This is a genomic window from Streptomyces roseifaciens, assembly GCF_001445655.1.
In the GTDB taxonomy this organism is placed as follows: domain Bacteria; phylum Actinomycetota; class Actinomycetes; order Streptomycetales; family Streptomycetaceae; genus Streptomyces; species Streptomyces aureoversilis.
The window spans coordinates 490,413-507,087 of record NZ_LNBE01000003.1 but is presented as its reverse complement, the minus strand read 5'-3'; the positions used below and the strand labels follow the sequence as shown (position 1 = coordinate 507,087).

Sequence of the window (16,675 nt, the reverse complement as noted above, 5' to 3'; positions counted from 1 at the left end):
GCGCAGCACTCCCCGCTCAGTGCTTGAGGATCTTGGAGAGGAAGTCCTTGGCGCGCTCGCTCTCGGGTGCGGTGAAGAACTGCTCGGGCGAGCGGTCCTCGACGATGCGGCCGTCGGCCATGAAGACCACGCGGTTGGCGGCGGAGCGGGCGAAGCCCATCTCGTGGGTGACGACGACCATCGTCATGCCGTCCCGGGCGAGCTGCTGCATGACCTCCAGCACCTCGTTGATCATCTCCGGGTCGAGCGCGGACGTCGGCTCGTCGAACAACATCACCTTCGGATCCATGGCCAGGGCACGGGCGATGGCCACCCGCTGCTGCTGACCGCCCGAGAGCTGGGCGGGGTACTTGTCCGCGTGGGCGAGCAGGCCGACGCGCTCCAGCAGCTCGCGCGAGCGGCGGTCGGCGTCCTCCTTGGACCGCTTGCGGACCTTCAGCGGCGCCAGGGAGACGTTGGCGAGCACGGTCTTGTGGGCGAAGAGGTTGAAGGACTGGAAGACCATCCCGACCTCGGCGCGCAGCTTGGCGAGCTCGCGCCCCTCCTCGGGCAGCGGCCGCCCGTCGAGGAGGATGGTGCCGGACTCGACGGGCTCCAGCCGGTTGATGGCCCGGCACAGGGTGGACTTGCCGGAGCCGGAGGGGCCGATGACGACGACCACCTCGCCCTTGCCGACGGTGAGGTCGATGTCCCGCAGGACATGCAGCTTGCCGTAGTGCTTGTTGACACCACGTAGTTCGATCAGGGGATCGACGGCCATGCCCAGTCCCGCCCACTCTCCGCGCTCTTCGGGTCGACGCTCACCATCCGGGCAAGCTATTCCCCTCCATAGGGGACTTCAGCCATGACACGCATTCATATGGGTATTCGTTGCGCATTGCCCGCCATTTGCCCTAGGTACACAGACCGGGCCTGGGTACCTAGCCTGAGGGGGACGGACTGGGGGAACTCGGGGGAAAGGAGCCGGGGGTGGGCGACAGCAGGCCCGTCTACCAGCGCATCGCGGACGATCTGCGCCGGCGCATCGACGAGGGCGGGCTCGCCGTGGGCGAGCGCATCCCCTCCCGCTCCGAGCTCAAGCGCACCTACGCCGCGAGCGACCAGACCGTGGACCGGGCGGTGCGCGTGCTGAAGGCCGCCGGGTACGCGGAAGGCCAGTTCGGGCGGGGTGTGTTCGTCACCGACCGGGCGCCCCTCGGCAGCCTGCTCCGCTCCACCGGAGCCGTCGACTCCCCCTTCGCCGCCCAGATCCGGGGGTACGGGCCGCCCGTCCCGCGCCGGGGCGAGCAGTCCGGCCGGCAGCCCCCGCCCGACGGCGGCACGGCCCGCAACACCACCCTTACGTGGGAAGCGTCGTCCACCGAGACCGCCGCCCCGGAGCGGATCGCCGAGCGGCTCCACATCGGCGTGGGCACCCGCGTGCTCTGCACGCACTACGAATATCTGGCCAACCGGCACCCCGTGCAGCTCGCCACCAGCTGGGAGCCGCTAGCCATCACCGAGGGCACGGACGTCGCCCTGCCCGAGCGCGGCCCCTACGCCCGGCGCGGTGTCCGCGGGCGGCTCGCGGCCATCGGCATCCGGGTCGTGCGGGCCAGGGAGCTCGTGGGCTCCCGGCCGGCGAGCACGCCGGAGGCCGAGGCGCTCGGCTGCGCCGCGGGCAGCTGCGTCACAGTCATCGAGCGCACGCACTTCGACGGCGACGGGCGGGCCGTGGAGACCTCCGACATCGTCGTGCGCGCCGACCGCTGGCGGGTCGAGTACGACATCGCCTTCACCAGCTGAGACCGCTCCCCCGGCCCGCCGCCCCCGGCCCGCCCCTGTCCTGCCCCGCCGCCCCCTGGCCGCCCCGCCCCGCTCGCCCGGTCAGTTCTCCGCGAGCTCCGCGTACAGCTGCGACAGCTCCGGTGCGCCGTCGGCCGCCCACTCCCGGCCCGCCTCGACCACGTCGACCTCCCGGCCATTGGCGAGCCGCACCACCGGCTGGCCGTCCGGCCAGATCCACCACCCCGCGCCCGGCACCGTACGGATGACGACCGTGCCCAGATAGAGGCCCGCGTCGTTGCCCAGCCAGGGCACCAGCTCCGGGTCGTCCCGCCAGCGCGGCTGCAGCTGGTCCAGCGCCTCCAGGGAAGCGGGGGAGTCGTCGAGCACCACCCCTGCGGACTGCGCGTGCGTGCGCAGCAGTTCGCACTCGGACAGCAGCTCCGCAAGACCTTCCGGGTCGCGGTCGACCGCGTTCGCCAGTGCCGCGCCGCGCCCCGGTCCGTGTCGCTTTCGCCAACTGTCCAAGAAGGGAATGTTCATACCGGACAGGATCGCACTCGCACGGATGGCCCCACCACAGGCGCGCGGCGCCCGACGTGACCGGATGGCCTCCTTGACGTTGCCCATGCGTCTCCTTAGCTTCATGCAGCCACTGACCGAGCGGGGAACCAAGGGAGGCATGAGACACATGCTCCGAACGCAGACACCGGGCGGGAAACGGCACAGACGGTGGACGGCGGCACGGGCTGCGGCCCGGGCCGCCGCGGTGGGGATCGTGGGCGCCGCCTGCGCCGTCGCTGCCGCAAACACTCCGGCGCTCGCCGCCGGCACACAACCCGGTGCGCAACCCGACAGAGAGCCGCTCCCGCTGGAGCGGCTCTTCGACAACCGGGGGGTCAGCGACGACGCCCGCCCCGGCGGTGCCGACTTCGACGGCGCCGGCAACTCCCTCTCCGCCCAGGACCTCACGGCCGCCGGCTGGACGCCCGGCCGCGAACTCGCCTTCGACGGCGCCCGGCTGCACTGGCCCCGCTCCGCCCCCGGGAAGCCCGACAACGTCCGCGCCGCCGGCCAGGCCGTCCGGCTCGGCGGCCGCGGGGAGGCCCTGACGTTCCTCGTCGCCGGCACGACCAAGGGCGCGCCGGGCGGCGACGCCGCCGGCACCGGCACGGTGCGCTACCGCGACGGCTCGCGCAGCACCTACCGGCTGGCCGCACCGGACTGGCGCGGCGGCCTCCTGACCACGAAGGCCGTCGGACTCCCCCACCTCAACACGGGCAGCGGGCGGAAGACCGCGACCACCCGGCTGTACACGGTGTCCGTGCCGCTCGCGCCCGGCCGCGACGTCGAATCCGTCGTGCTGCCGCAGGATCCCGGGCCCGAGCGCGACCTGCACGTGTTCTCGCTCGCGCTGCGCGGCGGCTCCCGCGGCTGGACCGGCACCTGGGCCGCCTCCACCTCCGGCTACGCGGCCGTCGGGCCGTGGACGGACCGCACGCTGCGGCTCGTCGTGCACAGCAGCGCCGGCGGACCCTCGACGCGCATCCGGCTGGAGAACACCTTCGCGCCGCGCCCGGTGCGGATCGGCCACGCCACCGTCGCCCTGCAGGGCAAGGGCGCGGCCACGGCCGGCGCGCCGCGGGCCCTGGCCTTCGGCGGGCGGCCGGGCACGGTGATCCCCGCCGGCGCCCAGGCGTTCAGCGACCCGCTGGGCTTCCGGGTGCCCGAGGACACCAACCTGCTGGTGAGCATCCACCTGCCCGGCACGGTGCCGGCCGTGCCCGTGCACAGCTACACCAGCCAGGTCTCCTACCTCACCGGCGACGGCAGCGGCGACCGGACGGGCGAGCGCGGCGCGGGCGCGTACACCGGCACGCTCGCCACGTGGCCGCTGCTGACGGGCGTGGACGTCGCGGACGGGCCCGGGTCCGTGGTGACGCTGGGCGACTCCATCACCGACGGCGAGCGGTCGACGCCCGGCGCCAACGGCCGCTGGCCCGACCTGCTGGCGCGGCGGCTGCGAGGGCAGCACGGCGTGCCGCGGTTCGGGATCCTCAACCACGGGATCTCCGGCAACCGCGTGGTGACCGACCGCTACCCCGGCGACGGGACCAGCACCATCATGAGCGGCGTCAGCGCCCAGCACCGGCTGGAGCGGGACGTGCTGGCGCAGACCTCGGCCCGTACGGTCATCGTCTTCGAGGGCGTCAACGACATCCGGTCCGGCACTAAGGCCGAGCAGGTCATCGCCGGGCTCAAGGAGATCGCGGCGCGCGCCCACGAGCGCGGGCTGCGGGTCGTCGCCGCCACCATCGCGCCCTGCGGAGGCTTCTACGACTGCACGCCGGACGCCGAGGCCCAGCGCACCGCCATCAACCGGCACATCCTGGCCGGCGGCGGTACGTACGACGCCGTCTTCGACTTCGACGCGGCCATCCGGGACCCGCAGCAGCCGGACCGGATGCTTCCGGCCTACGACGGCGGGGACCACCTGCACCCCAACGACGCCGGCATGAAGGCGTTCAGCGACGCGATCGACCTGCGCCAGCTGACCTGACCACGCCCGCCGCCGGCAGTGCGCGGCGGCGCGGGCGGGAGAGCGCGGCGGGCGGGGCGCCCGGGCTCAGACGTCCAGGTCGACGACGACCGGGGCGTGGTCCGAGGCGCCCTTGCCCTTGCGCTCCTCGCGGTCGACGAACGCGTCCTGCTTCGCCTTCACGAAGGGGGTGTTGCCGTAGACGAGGTCGATGCGCATGCCCCGGTTCTTGGGGAAGCACAGCTGGCGGTAGTCCCAGTACGTGTACGGGCGGTCGTACTTCAGCGGGCGCGGCACGACGTCGGACAGGCCCAGGTCGCGCAGGGCGCCGAGCGCCGCCCGCTCGGCCGGGGTGACGTGCGTGGCACCCTCGAAGACGGCCGGGTCGTAGACGTCCTCGTCGGTGGGGGCGATGTTGTAGTCACCGAGGACGGCGAACGGGCGCTCGCCCTCCGCATCGGCGGCGACGGCGTCCCGCAGGGTCTCCAGCCAGCGGAGCTTGTACGCGTAGTGGTCGTGGCCGACCTCCCGGCCGTTGGGCACGTAGACCGACCAGACGCGGACGCCCCCGCACGTCGCCGAGATCGCGCGGGGCTCCTGCCCGCCGTCGTAGTCGGGGCCGCCCGGCAGACCGCTCACCACGTCCTCCAGGCCCACCCGGGAGACGATCGCCACGCCGTTCCACCGGCCGGTGGCGTTCACCGCGGCCTCGTAGCCCAGCTCGCGGAGCTCCTCGAACGGGAAGGCATCTTCCGCGCACTTCGTCTCCTGTATGCACAGCACGTCCGTGCCGCTGCTCTCCAGCCAGGCCAGCAGCCTCGGGAGACGGGCGGTGATCGAGTTCACGTTCCAGGTGGCGATGCGCATGGAGCAACCCTAACGGCCGGGTCCGACATTCCTCGTGCCTCAGAGGGTCACGGTCTCCCCGGGCGCCAGCCTGGCGTGCTCGGCACCCACCCGGGCGGGCGTCAGCATCCGGTCGTAGACCGGCCGCGCGAGGTCGGTGAGCAGCGCGTCGTGGATGTCGATCGCGAGGCGCGGCGCCAGCTCCCGCACGTAGTCGATGACCTCCGAGATCTTGTTCCAGGGCGCCATGACCGGCAGCATCAGCGTGTCCACCGGCACGTCCGGCAGCGTCAGCGCGTCGCCCGGGTGGAAGACCGAACCGTCCACGAGATAGCCGACGTTCGTGATCCGCGGGATGTCCGGGTGGATCACGGCGTGCAGCTGCCCGTGCACCTGCACGTCGAAACCCGCCGCCGTGAAGGCGTCCCCCTCCCCCACCGTGTGCACCCGCCCCGGGAAGGCCGGGGCGATCTGCTCCGCGACGCTGCGCAGCGTCCACAGCTCGGCCGCGGGGTTCGCCTCCAGCGCGGCCCGCAGCCGGTCCTCGGCGAAGTGGTCGGGGTGCTCGTGGGTCACGAGGATCGCGTCGGCGCCGACGGCCGCGTCCGCCTCGCTGAAGGCCCCGGGGTCGATGGCGAGCGTGCGGCCGTCCTTCTCCAGGCGGACGCACGCGTGGCTCTTCTTCGTCAGCTTCAGCTCCATGGGCCCATACTGCTACGCCCCTGCTGCTACGCCCCGGAGCCCGCCTCCTCGGCGATGACACGCTGCGCGGCGGCGAACGCGGCGCCCGCGGCCGGCAGGCCGCAGTAGACGGCCGTGTGCAGCAGCGTCTCCTTGATCTCGTCGGGGGTGACGCCGCTGCGGAGCGCTCCGCGGGTGTACGGGGCGATCTCGTCGACGTGGCCGCGGGCCGTGAGGGCGGTCAGGGTGATCAGGGCCCGGGTACGGCGGTCGAGACCGGGCCGGGACCAGGCGCCGCCCCAGGCGGAGCGGGTGACGAGGTCGTGGAAGTCGCCGGTGAAGCCGTCCCGGTCGACGGGCTCGTCGCCGAGGACCTCGCGGCGGATGCGCTCGCCGCGCTCGCGGTCGTCGGCGGGGCCGTGCATGTCCGCCGGGGGCGGCCCGAACCCGCGCGGGGCGCCGGCGCCGGGGGCGGCCGAGCCGCCGCCGGGCGCGCCGAAGGCCATGCCGGGCAGCCCCGCCCCGGGAGCGGGCAGACCCACGGCCCCGAACCCGCCACCGGCCGGCGCCGGCCCGGGTATCCCTCCGGGCGCGCCCGGACCGGAAGCGCCGCTGCCTACGGGCTCATACGCACCGGCCCCCTGCCCCACCGGCCCGGCACCCGCGCCCGTACCCGTACCCGTAGATCCCGAGGTACCCGCACCAGATCCGGAAGCTCCAGGACCCGCGGCGTCCTGGGCACCAGGCCCCCGCCCCACCGAGCCGAACCCGGTACCGGAAGCCCCCGGTCCACCCGGCCCGGAAGCGCCGGGACCCGCAGGGGCGGGCATGCCGGGAGCCGGAGCGGCGGAACCCGCCCCCGGCGCGCCGAAGCCCGCGCCCGCACCGGGCGGAGTCGCGCCGGTGTCGGCGGCCCCCGGCGCGCCGAAGCCCGCGCCCGCACCCGGGCCGCCGAAGGCGCCGCCCGTACCGGAGCCCGGTGCGCCGAAGGCCGGGTTCGTGCCGTCCTGACCCGTGCCCGGGGGCATGGCCGAAGCGGTACCGGTTCCCGGGCCGCCGGACGGCGCGCCCGTGCCGAAAGCCCCGCCCGCGCCGGACCCCGGGGCACCGAAGCCCGCGCCGGGTGCACCGGCGGCCGGACCTCCCGCCCCTGTCGTCCCCGCCGCACCCGCCGTGCCCTGCGTCGGAGACGCCCCCGTCACCGCCGACAGCCCCTGCTGCGTCGACATCTGCCAGGCCGTCGTGAAATGGCGGACCAGCAGGTCCGTCACCGCCGACGGCTGTTCCACGGGGGCCAGGTGCGACGCACCGGGCACCACGGCCAGTTTCGCGTCGTGGATGCCCGCGACCAGCACGCGCGCGTCGGCGGGCGGCGTCGTGGTGTCCTCGGCGCCGACGATGACCAGCGTCGGCACGCTGATGCGGGTCAGCTCGGCCCGTACGTCGAAGGCGGCCAGCGCGTCGCACGCGGCGATGTAGGAGTACGTGTCGGTGGTGCCGACCATCTGTACGGCCCAGTCGACGATGGCGGGCTGGGCGCCGGAGAAGTTCGCGGTGAACCAGCGCTCGGGCGCGGAGCGGGCGACGGGGTCGAGGCCGTCCCTGCGGACCCCGGCGCCGCGCTGCCGCCAGGAGTCGGCGGTGCCGTAGCGGGCGGAGGCGGCGACGAGGGCGAGGGAGGCGAGCCGGTGCGGGTGGCGCAGGGCCAGGTCGATGCCGACGGCGGCGCTGAGGGAGCAGCCGGCGTAGCCGAAGCGGTCGACGCCGAGCGAGTCGAGCGTGGCGACGAGCCGGTCGCCGAGGTCGTCGACGGTGGCGGCGGGCGCGGCGGGGGCGCCACCGTGGCCGGGCAGGTCGAAGCGGAGCACCCGCCAGTGCCGGGTCAGCTCGGGTATCTGGCGGTCCCACATGTGCCAGGTGGTGCCCAGAGAGGGGCCCAGAACCAGGACTGGTGCGTCTTCGGGCCCGTCAAAGCGGTGCTGCAGGGTCTTCGTCGTCTCGCTCACCCGTCCCAGGCTCCCACGTCTCACACCTCTCTCACCACAGGGGTCGGGAGACCGGTGAGACCACTCCAGGCATTCGCCGCCGCACGAAGATCTTCCACGTCCGGCTTCACGTACCAGCGCTTCGTGGTCCTCACATCGGTGTGCCCCGCCCAACGGGCGAGGAGATGATCAGGGACCCCATTGTTCGCCAGGTAGGTGAAGCAACTGGCGCAGGCATCGTACAAACGGACCCGCCGCAGCGCGTTCTCGGCCATGACCTTGTACGCCTGCTCACGCAACTGCCGCACATTGAGCGGCGTCCCGAGTTCGTCCAGCAGCACGTACCCGCTGTCCTCGTACGCCTGCCCCGCCGCCCGCTTCTCAGCAGCCTGGGTACCCTTGAAGCTCCGGAGGGCCTCTTTGACCAGAACGGGCAGCGGGAGGTCCCGTTCCCCGGTAAGCGACTTCGTATCCTTCTCGACCACGGTCTTGTTCCCCATCAACGTGCGCGTGTTGGCAACGGCCAGGGTGGCTGGCTCCAAATCCAGATCGGCCCAACGCATGCCGCAGACCTCCGCCGGGCGCAGACCCATCAACGACAGGCAGAGCGGGGCGTACAGCCGGTGATCCCTCACCGCGCGTACGAAGGCATGGACCTCCGCGACACTCCAGGGCGGCACCTCGGCCTTCGCCTGCCGCTCCGCCTTGCACACCTTTCGGGGGATCCTGACCTCCTGGGCCACATTCACCGCGACCAGGCGCCGCGCCACGGCCCGGTTGAGGGCTTCCTTCAGCCTCGTGAGGGACATCTCTACCGAGGTAACCCCAAGACCGGGACCGGCCTTCGTGGCACGTACGCGGCCCTCCCGCAGCGCCCACAGCATCCACGCCTCGGCATCGTCCTCGGTGAGCTCTTGGAGCCGGATATGCCCAAGCCTGCCTCGGACACGGTCCAGGGTCACCCTGTAGGTGGAGATCGTGGTCTCTTCCAGGTCTTCCGCCTTCTTGGCGAGCCACTGGTCGAGCCACTCGTTCACGGTCATCTTGTTGCGTGGCACGAGCGCCCCTTCGTGGCGACGGACCGTGATACGTGCGTACTCGGCCTTCGCCTCCCTGAGCGTGCCGAGGGTACGGGTCAGCTGCTTGCGCTTCCCGGTGGCCGGGTCGGTCCCGACGTCAACCACAAACCGGTACCGGACCTGGCCCTTCGCGTTCGGCGGCAGCTTCTTGATCGGTTGAGACAGGATGTTCACTCTCCTTGAGGGCGTGGAAACTCCACATCGGCAGTGCCGACGCTGTCTTTCAGCGAAGGGCACCACGGTCATCAGGGCAGCAGACAACAGCACTCTCCTCGTCCGGGGTTTGCAGCGTTGTCTGCTTCATTCACCCCGGCTCCGCTGGCAAGCACAGCCGAGTGTGAACACCCTCAATCATCGGGACGATCCCCGGTTTCGGTAACCGGGGATCACCTGCTATGTATCGCCCTGCAGAACGAGACCTTGCCCACCCCTGCCATATCGACCACGGGTCTGCTGCAGGGTTGGGTGACAGGTGTGGTCACGTAGCCCGGAGGGCCGGTGTAGTCATAACAATCTCGAACTCGACAGGGGTCATCCGACCGAACAAGGCTTGTCTGCGGCGTCGGTGATACTTCCTCTCGGCCCAGGTCACGATCGCGATTCGTAGTTCCTCACGGGTGGCCCACTCTCGGCGATCGAGGACGTTCTTCTACGACTCCATGACTTCGTTGTCGCCTGCCGCCCCGACTCTCCCTATCGAACCGGCTATCTGGTGGCCGGCGAGGGCCCGGACGAACTTCCCTGACCGAAACTGCGACCCGCGATCGCTGTGGACAATTCACCCGGCGACGTTGTCGCGGCGGGCAACAGCATTGTTCAGGGCCGCTTGATCCACCGACGCGTCTCCCTTGGTTCCACGCTCTCCTGACTGGATGTTCCGGGCTTTGCCCCGTCGTCGATGTCCGCGCGGCGCATCCACTTCCACAGCGTCATGGCGTGGACTCCGAAGTCGGCGGCCAGCTGCTCGACCGTCACGCCGGGCCGCGGTTCCGCGCGACACGGACGACACCCTGGCGGGACTCTTCCGGCATAAGGCTTGGGCACAGTGGTATTCTTCCCAACTTCCTCACAGAGCAAGCTAGTTCAGATGTCACCCCATCGTGCGGCAGGCCCCCTCCGCTCGGGCGGAGGTGAACCGTACTGGAGGATGCACTCAAGATCGCTAGACAACACCCCCTAAACAGTTCCCGCCCCCTCGTGGCGTCGAAAATTGAGAAGGCGCGTCGCATAGGCATCGCGAAGTTCCGCTAGACCTGTCCGTTCATAGAAGGTCACCAAGTCTTCCGCGCCCGCTACCGGAAGAACCGGCCCGGTCGTCGCCATGCGCTTGGCCATGATGGCGAACGCCTCATGACATTCCACCTTACGCAGGCGAATAAGAGAGGTCAGGGCTGCATGCGACAGCATCGGATCAAAATCTTTGGCGATTCGCAACGCAAGATGCTTAAGCGTATCAAGGTCCCCTCGCCCGTACAGCAGTTCCATCAATTCCAGTGGCGCATATGAGCTTCCCAGGATCATGGTGTCGACGGCCTCGGAGGCACGCGCGATCAGAATGTTCCCGAGTTCATCCTCGCCCGCATTGAAGAGGTTAACAATCGCTGGATGAAGCGAGATGACTTCTGTGACGTCGACTTCATCTATGCGCGAATTTAGCTCGGCCCGCACCTCGTCTATGAACTCCGCGTCGCTGTCTAGGTGGCCAGTCAGATGCGCCAGAAAATAGGCGAGATTCGTGACCTCCATCTTGCGGCCTAGGAAATAGGAGCGCGCGAGGGCCCTTCCTACTTCGTTGGCCTCCCAGACTTCCGACCGAAGAAGGGCGCCTGAGAGCGCAGAAAATGACCAGAAATCCGACGCGTCTATCGACGCAAGCTGGGATCGAATGGTTTGGGAGTAGACTCGAACGGCTTCACCATGATGGGCCGCGTCAAGTTCCTCCAGGATCTGCCCCATATCAATAGGGGGACCGATCCTCAAATCATGCGGGCTTCGACTGATTCGATCCACGAGACGCGCTTTCAGGGATTCGTGATGATAAAACTCGATGAGCATCCAGCCGAGCCCCATAGTGTCACACAGCGAGATAGCATCAATGGCGGCATGCGCCAGTGGCAATATATCTTCACTAGTTACCGTGGGATTTTGCAGCAGCTCATGGAGCGCACCCGAGTCGCCGTCCAGGGCCAGCGGCATCCAGAGCTCAGCTGCCTCTTTGTGCATTCCTCTGTCGCCAGCGGCCCGAGCAAAAACGGATGCAGCCACCGGGTCGCCGGCGTGCTGCAGAACGGCATCCCAGAAACTGCGCGGCACGGGACTCTCGCGCCGTTCCTGTTGGGAATATTGAACCAAGTAGTCGGCAAGACGATAGTAGACTCCGGAGCTCCGGCCACCCCTAGGACGGATCCTCGCAAGAGGCCGGATCGCGCCGCGAAGTTCGGCCGTTACACAGGCAAGCGCTCCTTCGAACCAGTCGTCGCCGACTGCTCCCCATTCCTCATCGGTCAGGTATCCGGGTGCGGCATCAGCTAGGAATCCTGAAGTCGCAAATTGAGGATGCCCCGCTATGTGCCCGTCCATCGCAGCGCATAGCACGGCCCAGGCGCCGGGATTCCGATCCTTGCAATCCTTGAAGAAATCAAGCAGGGCAGGGCCGGCCGCGAGATACTGTGTGACCCTCGTAGGTGAGGATGCCAGTGCCATCTTGAAACGCATATCGGATTGTGCAGCTGATACGAGGAGATCGCCCCGAAACTCGGTGTCAATGTCGACGCGTATTGCCTGGTTAGCGAGAAGTTCCCTGCCTCCAGGAAAAGGTCGACCCGGATCTGTAATGTCTTGCCAGTACCGCGGCCAGATGGTGGCCACGAACTTCACGTCCCTATGACTAAGCAACGCCTTCCGTATCGCAGAGGCCGCCACCTCTCCCGTGTCGGTCATCAGATAGTCTTGTAGCTCGTTCAGCCAGATGATTGTCTGCGGAGCGACAGATTCTGACTGCAGCACTTCTATCAGGGCACTACTCCGGCTGGGGAAGATCGGATGATGAAGCATCCAGCCACTCATCGACCTGACAGCTTCGTATGCGGCGCGCGTCTTCCCTGAAGAGGACCCGCCGACGAGGACGACGAGCGCGGATCCCGGAGAGGCCAATTCCTGCCGGAGGACTACGTCATGGCTGCGTGCTATGTATACTGGGAGGCCGATCGGGGCATTTTGCACCACAATAGGTTTATGTACTTCAAGCGCATGGGGGTCCGTTAATTCCTCAACCGGTCTTCCGGAATAGACGGCACGGTCTCCACGGCCAGAGTCTCCGTTCGGAGCGGGCCAGCGCTCCGTGTCCGTGTTGACGTCGAGGACCCGGTCGACCTGCAACCGGGTGAGCCTGCAAATCTCATTCGCGAGTGTCCTGAGTCCCCATACCTCTATGGTGACGCTGGCGTAGAGGGGGCGAAGCTCGTTGTCGACGAACTGGTCAACCTCGCCGGGCAGGGTGTCGTTGGTGAGGAAACGCCACACCTTCACATCTCGGTGCTCCTTGAGGCAGCCCGCCAGGTCGCTGCGGATCTTTGCCTTCGTCCTATCGATCCGCTCGGCTCGTGTCGCGTGCGCCGCGAAGAACACGCGGGCTTTCGGGCAGTAACCGTCGTTCTTGGTATCGCCCTTCGGGCCGGCTGCCCTCACCGGCTGGTAATCCCCGGGGTACATCTCCAGGCCGAATCGGTCCATGCAGTCCTGAAAGGCGTTGCCCTCGAACCGTAGGAGCTGGCCTTCAACGAGCTTCCGCAGCGAGTTCAGATCCACGGAATCATTACGGCACAGCGCAGCCCCCTGCGCAGCCAAACAGCTCGGCGTTGCCGTGACGAAGTGCCCGGAAGCGGGCAACCCGAGTCATCGACAGGCCAGTCAGCACCTCCGCCGACGGGTCTTGAGGGTTGCCGCAGCGGTTGAGGCGGGTACTGCAAGCGTCCAGGGACCGTCTTGACACACCTCCGGCTCGCCCAGGCCGCCGCTCCTTGGGGCGCACAACTGAGACGGGATCCGACAAGCCGAGCGAGCACGACAGGGGGTGATGTGGTCTAGGGGCCGGGGGCGAAACACGCTCAGCTCGGTGTCGAGATCCTGGCAGACCCTCGCGACCGCGGACTTGGATATTCCTGTATCGCCGCCCAGTCCTTTGACCAGGCCATCGACACTGCCAGTGGACACGGTCTCCATGAGCATTGGGTAGAGGGCCCGATCGATGCGGCGTCTGCACTCCAGCAAGCTCGGGAAGAACGACCTGGTGCGGACTTTGGTGATCGCCAGGCCCAAGTCCCCGGCCTGCATGGTCATTGGTCGGGTGGCTCGACCAATGACCGACGGAGATTGTGCACCGTTCCAGGTCTGCCACGGAGAATCGGTAAGGGGCCTGGATCATCTGACCACCCTAGGGCGAGAGGGGCGCAGACCCCGTGAAGTCGGGGTCTGCGCCGTGTGAGGCGGTTGCGCTAGTTAAGTGGACGGCCGCACGTCAGAGTAGACCGACGTCGACCAACGCCTTTGACTTGCCTGCGGGCTGGTGTAGCACATGCCCGTGTTCAAGGCTTTTCAGCTGTACTCCGCCCTTGGGGACGAGATCGGCGTGGAAGGTCGACCATGCGCGACAAACCGGGCAGACCTCGCCCGTCAGGAACGGGCGCAGTAGGTGCAGCTCATGTGTGGAGTCCCGCAGGTAGAGGCTGCCGGGTTCGAGGTCGTGTCTCAACGAAATGGCAGCCTTGGTCGGCACAACGGGATGGTCCCCCGTCAGCTCGCGGTAGCGGACATCGGCCGTTTGGGCGAGGGTGTCCCAGCGGGTCTCGGTGACGTGCCAGAGCGGGAAGTCGGCAAGAAACCGGGATCGTTCAACGGGAAGGGTCAGGTCGGCGAAGGCCTCTGTGACCGCAGGCGGGAGAAGGATGCGCTCGAATGACGGGCTGAGCTATCCGTTCCCCTCGGGCATCCTGCCCCTCCCCCTCGGCCCTCGGCACAGGTCGGCAGGCGCTGCGGCGACCCCGCCTTCCGGTATACGAGCGGTGATCTTACCGTCGGGCAGAGAGCTCGATCGCGGTACTGGGACGCACCGGTAAAACCGTCAGGTGCTGGCGGTGGCGGGAGGCCAGTCCCTCGCCGTGGCGGCTGGGCGCGTCGGGGCGCGGGCTTAGAACTCCTACCGCAACGTGGTTCGCAGGCGTCGCCGGCAGATCAGCGAGCAGGCGAGCTTGAGGAACGCCTCGTGAATGTCGTCCCGGGCTTCCCAGCGGATGCGCAGGCGTTTGAACCAGTGCAGCAGTCCGATCGTCTGTTCCACGACCCATCGCTTGGTTCCCAGTCCGGATCCGTGCGGGGTGCCGCGGCGGGCGATGACCGGCTTGATGCCTCGTGCCCAGACCTGGCGGCGGTTGCAGTCGTGGTCGTAGCCGCGGTCGGCGTAGATCTCCTTCGGCCGCCGGCGGAGCCGGCCGCGTTTGCCGCGGATGGGCGGGATCGCTGCCAGCAGGGGCATCAGCTGGGTGACATCGTTGCGGTTGCCGCCGGTCAGGGTCACGGCCAGTGGGATGCCGGTGGCGTCGCAGATCACGTGGTGCTTGGAGCCCGGCCGGCCCCGGTCGACCGGGCTCCGTCCGGTTTTGGGCCGCCCTTGAGCGCCCGGACATGGGAGCTGTCGATCAACGCCCGCGACAGGTCCAGGCGGCCGGCCGCAGCTCGTCCAGGAGCACCTCGTGCAGCCGCTGCCACACCCCGGCGTCGTTCCAGTCCCGCAGCCGCCGCCAGCAGGTCATCCCCGAGCCGAACCCGAGCTCCTGGGGCAGCCATTCCCACTGGATGCCGGTGTAGAGGACGAACAGGATGCCGTGCAGCACCTGCCGGTCCTCCAGCACCCTCTTCCGCCCGGGTTGCCGGTGCCCACGCGGCGACGACGGCAGTAACGGCTCGATCCTCAACCACAACTCGTCGTCAACCACCCATGGTTGAGGATTTCGCTCGCTCGCACCCAAGCAACCGACATACCCGCCCGGAGGACACGGCGACCCATGTTGCGTTAGGGGTTCTAAAGCGGGTGTCGCAGGTTCGAAGACCCCGGGAATGCAGACTGCTCGTAGGCGGCTGAGCCGCCCCGTTATGTTCTCTGTGTCCTGCAAGAGGGCCGCTGGCCTCCGGGCCCGGTATGACGGTGTCCCCCTGTCCGAGATGACCTGGGGGGTGTCACCGGGCCCGAAGGGGTGCCAATGGAGACGCTGATGAGAGGTCCGACCACCGCCCCGCCGAGCGCAACGCCCGGCGTCTCGCGGGTGGCAGGTCTGCATAACGTGGATGCGAGAGTACGGCACCAACGTCCTGGCCAGCACAGGACCAACCCCGTTCGGGAGGATGGGTTGTACGACATCAGCGACGTCGACGTGTTCTTCGCTCTGGACGTCGGCAAGACCGCTCACCACGGCCACGGGCTCACCCCGGCCGACAAGAAGGTCTTCGACAAGCCCCTGCCCAACAGCGAACCCAAGCTACGGGCTGTCTTCGACAAACTCACCGCGAAGTTCGGCACTGTGCTGCTGATCGTGGACCAGCCCGCCTCGATCGGCGCTCTGCCCCTGACCGTCGCCCGCGACGCGGGCTGCCAGGTCGCCTACCTGCCAGGACTGGCGATGCGACGGATCGCCGATCTCTACCCCGGCGAGGCGAAGTCCGACGCGAAGGACGCCGCGGTCATCGCGGACGCAGCCCGCACCATGCCGCACACCCTGCGCTCGCTGGAACTCTCCGACGAGATCACCGCCGAGCTGACCGTGCTCGTCGGCTTCGACCAGGACCTCGCCGCCGAGGCCACCCGCACCACCAATCGGATACGCGGCCTGCTCACCCAGTTCCACCCCTCGCTGGAACGCGTCCTCGGCCCTCGGCTCGACCACCCGGCCGTCATCTGGCTGCTGGAACGCTACGGATCCCCGGCCGCCCTGAGAAAAGCAGGCCGCCGCAGGCCCGCCGAAGCAATCCGGCCCAAGGCTCCCCGGATGGCGAAACGGCTGATCGACGAGGTCTTCGACACACTCGACGAGCAGACTGTCGTCGTCCGGGGACTGGCACCCTGGACATCGTCGTCCCGTCGCTGGCCCGCTCGCTCGGCGCCGTTCACGACCAGCGCTGGGCCCTGGAAGCCCAGATCAGCGAACTGCTGGAGGCCCACCCTCTTCACCAGGTCCTGACCTCGATGCCGGGGGTCGCGGTCAGGACCGCCGCCGTCCTGCTGGTCACCGTCGGCGACGGCACCAGCTTCCACAGCGCCGCCCACCTCGCCTCCTACGCCGGCCTGGCACCAGCCACCAAGTCGTCCGGGATCTCGATCCACGGCGAACACGCGTCCAGAGGCGGAAACCGCCAGCTCAAGCGCGCGATGTTCCTGTCCGCGTTCGCGGCCCTGCACGACCCGGCCTCCCGCACCTACTACGACAAGTGCCGGGCCAGAGGGAAGACCCTCACACAGGCTCTTCTCCGGCTCGCCCGGCACCGCATCAGCGTGCTCTTCGCGATGCTCCGCGACGGCACCTTCTACGAACCCCGACCCCCCGCCTCGCTTGACGAAAGACATAGAGGCACCCCAGTTGGAGGGCGGCGAACGGCCGTACCAACTCCCGCCTCCTCCAGGTGCCTATGGAGGAGGATCTCGCCATGGCGGTCCGGCCTATGGGCTTGGGAAGCCTGTGCGCTGCGGCGGCGTGGCGACGTCCACAAGACACCACGCGGTGGCGGTCCCTCCG

The 16,675-nt window shown here is 68.9% G+C and carries 11 protein-coding genes and 5 pseudogenes; 3 read left to right on the top strand and 13 right to left on the bottom strand.

Going from position 1 to position 16,675, the window contains the following annotated elements:
- Positions 1 to 16 precede the first annotated feature (16 nt).
- Entirely contained in the window at positions 17 to 760 is a 744-nt protein-coding gene (locus tag AS857_RS08185) for an amino acid ABC transporter ATP-binding protein (protein WP_058042461.1), read from the bottom strand.
- Between the two features lie 209 nt (positions 761 to 969).
- Between AS857_RS08185 and AS857_RS08180 the strand changes: the two genes are divergently transcribed.
- Entirely contained in the window at positions 970 to 1,785 is an 816-nt protein-coding gene (locus tag AS857_RS08180; RefSeq protein ID WP_058042460.1) for a GntR family transcriptional regulator, read from the top strand.
- An 81-nt stretch (positions 1,786 to 1,866) separates the two neighbouring features.
- Here the strand turns inward: AS857_RS08180 and AS857_RS08175 are convergent, their stop codons facing one another.
- Positions 1,867 to 2,307 carry a DUF6278 family protein gene (locus AS857_RS08175; protein WP_058043997.1) on the bottom strand — a complete coding sequence of 147 codons (441 nt, stop codon included), beginning with the start codon at positions 2,305 to 2,307 and terminating at the stop codon, positions 1,867 to 1,869.
- A gap of 148 nt (positions 2,308 to 2,455) precedes the next feature.
- Here AS857_RS08175 and AS857_RS08170 point away from each other — a divergent pair, with 148 nt between their 5' ends.
- Positions 2,456 to 4,324 carry an SGNH/GDSL hydrolase family protein gene (locus AS857_RS08170; protein WP_058042459.1) on the top strand — a complete coding sequence of 623 codons (1,869 nt, stop codon included), beginning with the start codon at positions 2,456 to 2,458 and terminating at the stop codon, positions 4,322 to 4,324.
- Between the two features lie 66 nt (positions 4,325 to 4,390).
- On the opposite strand, the gene AS857_RS08165 is transcribed toward AS857_RS08170, so the two are convergent.
- From AS857_RS08165 to AS857_RS37370, 11 genes and pseudogenes are all read right to left on the bottom strand, one after another.
- Positions 4,391 to 5,170, bottom strand: coding sequence for an exodeoxyribonuclease III (locus AS857_RS08165; protein WP_058042458.1), 780 nt, complete (start codon positions 5,168 to 5,170; stop codon positions 4,391 to 4,393).
- 39 nt (positions 5,171 to 5,209) lie between these two features.
- Positions 5,210 to 5,851: an MBL fold metallo-hydrolase gene (locus AS857_RS08160; RefSeq protein ID WP_173864734.1), complete on the bottom strand. Its 642-nt coding sequence runs from the start codon at positions 5,849 to 5,851 to the stop codon at positions 5,210 to 5,212.
- A 26-nt stretch (positions 5,852 to 5,877) separates the two neighbouring features.
- Entirely contained in the window at positions 5,878 to 6,255 is a 378-nt protein-coding gene (locus AS857_RS42060) for a carboxymuconolactone decarboxylase family protein (protein WP_420823943.1), read from the bottom strand.
- A gap of 794 nt (positions 6,256 to 7,049) precedes the next feature.
- Positions 7,050 to 7,836, bottom strand: a pseudogene (locus AS857_RS42055) (alpha/beta fold hydrolase); the annotation flags it as partial.
- Positions 7,837 to 7,856: 20 nt separating this feature from the next.
- On the bottom strand, positions 7,857 to 9,068 hold the full coding sequence (locus AS857_RS08150) for a site-specific integrase (RefSeq protein WP_245699687.1): 1,212 nt from the start codon (positions 9,066 to 9,068) through the stop codon (positions 7,857 to 7,859).
- Positions 9,069 to 9,372: 304 nt separating this feature from the next.
- A pseudogene (locus AS857_RS41150) lies at positions 9,373 to 9,669 on the bottom strand (IS3 family transposase); the annotation flags it as partial.
- 41 nt (positions 9,670 to 9,710) lie between these two features.
- Positions 9,711 to 9,869, bottom strand: a complete 159-nt coding sequence (locus tag AS857_RS40605; RefSeq protein ID WP_216823960.1) for a hypothetical protein — start codon at positions 9,867 to 9,869, stop codon at positions 9,711 to 9,713.
- A gap of 201 nt (positions 9,870 to 10,070) precedes the next feature.
- Positions 10,071 to 12,701 (bottom strand): hypothetical protein, encoded by a 2,631-nt coding sequence (locus tag AS857_RS41145; protein WP_245699685.1) that lies wholly within the window; start codon positions 12,699 to 12,701, stop codon positions 10,071 to 10,073.
- Between the two features lie 204 nt (positions 12,702 to 12,905).
- Positions 12,906 to 13,250, bottom strand: a pseudogene (locus AS857_RS37375) (transposase); the annotation flags it as partial.
- Between the two features lie 160 nt (positions 13,251 to 13,410).
- Positions 13,411 to 13,668, bottom strand: a complete 258-nt coding sequence (locus tag AS857_RS39495) for a hypothetical protein (RefSeq protein WP_144440757.1) — start codon at positions 13,666 to 13,668, stop codon at positions 13,411 to 13,413.
- A gap of 420 nt (positions 13,669 to 14,088) precedes the next feature.
- A pseudogene (locus AS857_RS37370) lies at positions 14,089 to 14,884 on the bottom strand (IS5 family transposase).
- A gap of 411 nt (positions 14,885 to 15,295) precedes the next feature.
- Between AS857_RS37370 and AS857_RS08125 the strand changes: the two are divergent.
- Positions 15,296 to 16,485: pseudogene (locus AS857_RS08125) on the top strand (IS110 family RNA-guided transposase); the annotation flags it as partial.
- Positions 16,486 to 16,675 lie beyond the last annotated feature (190 nt).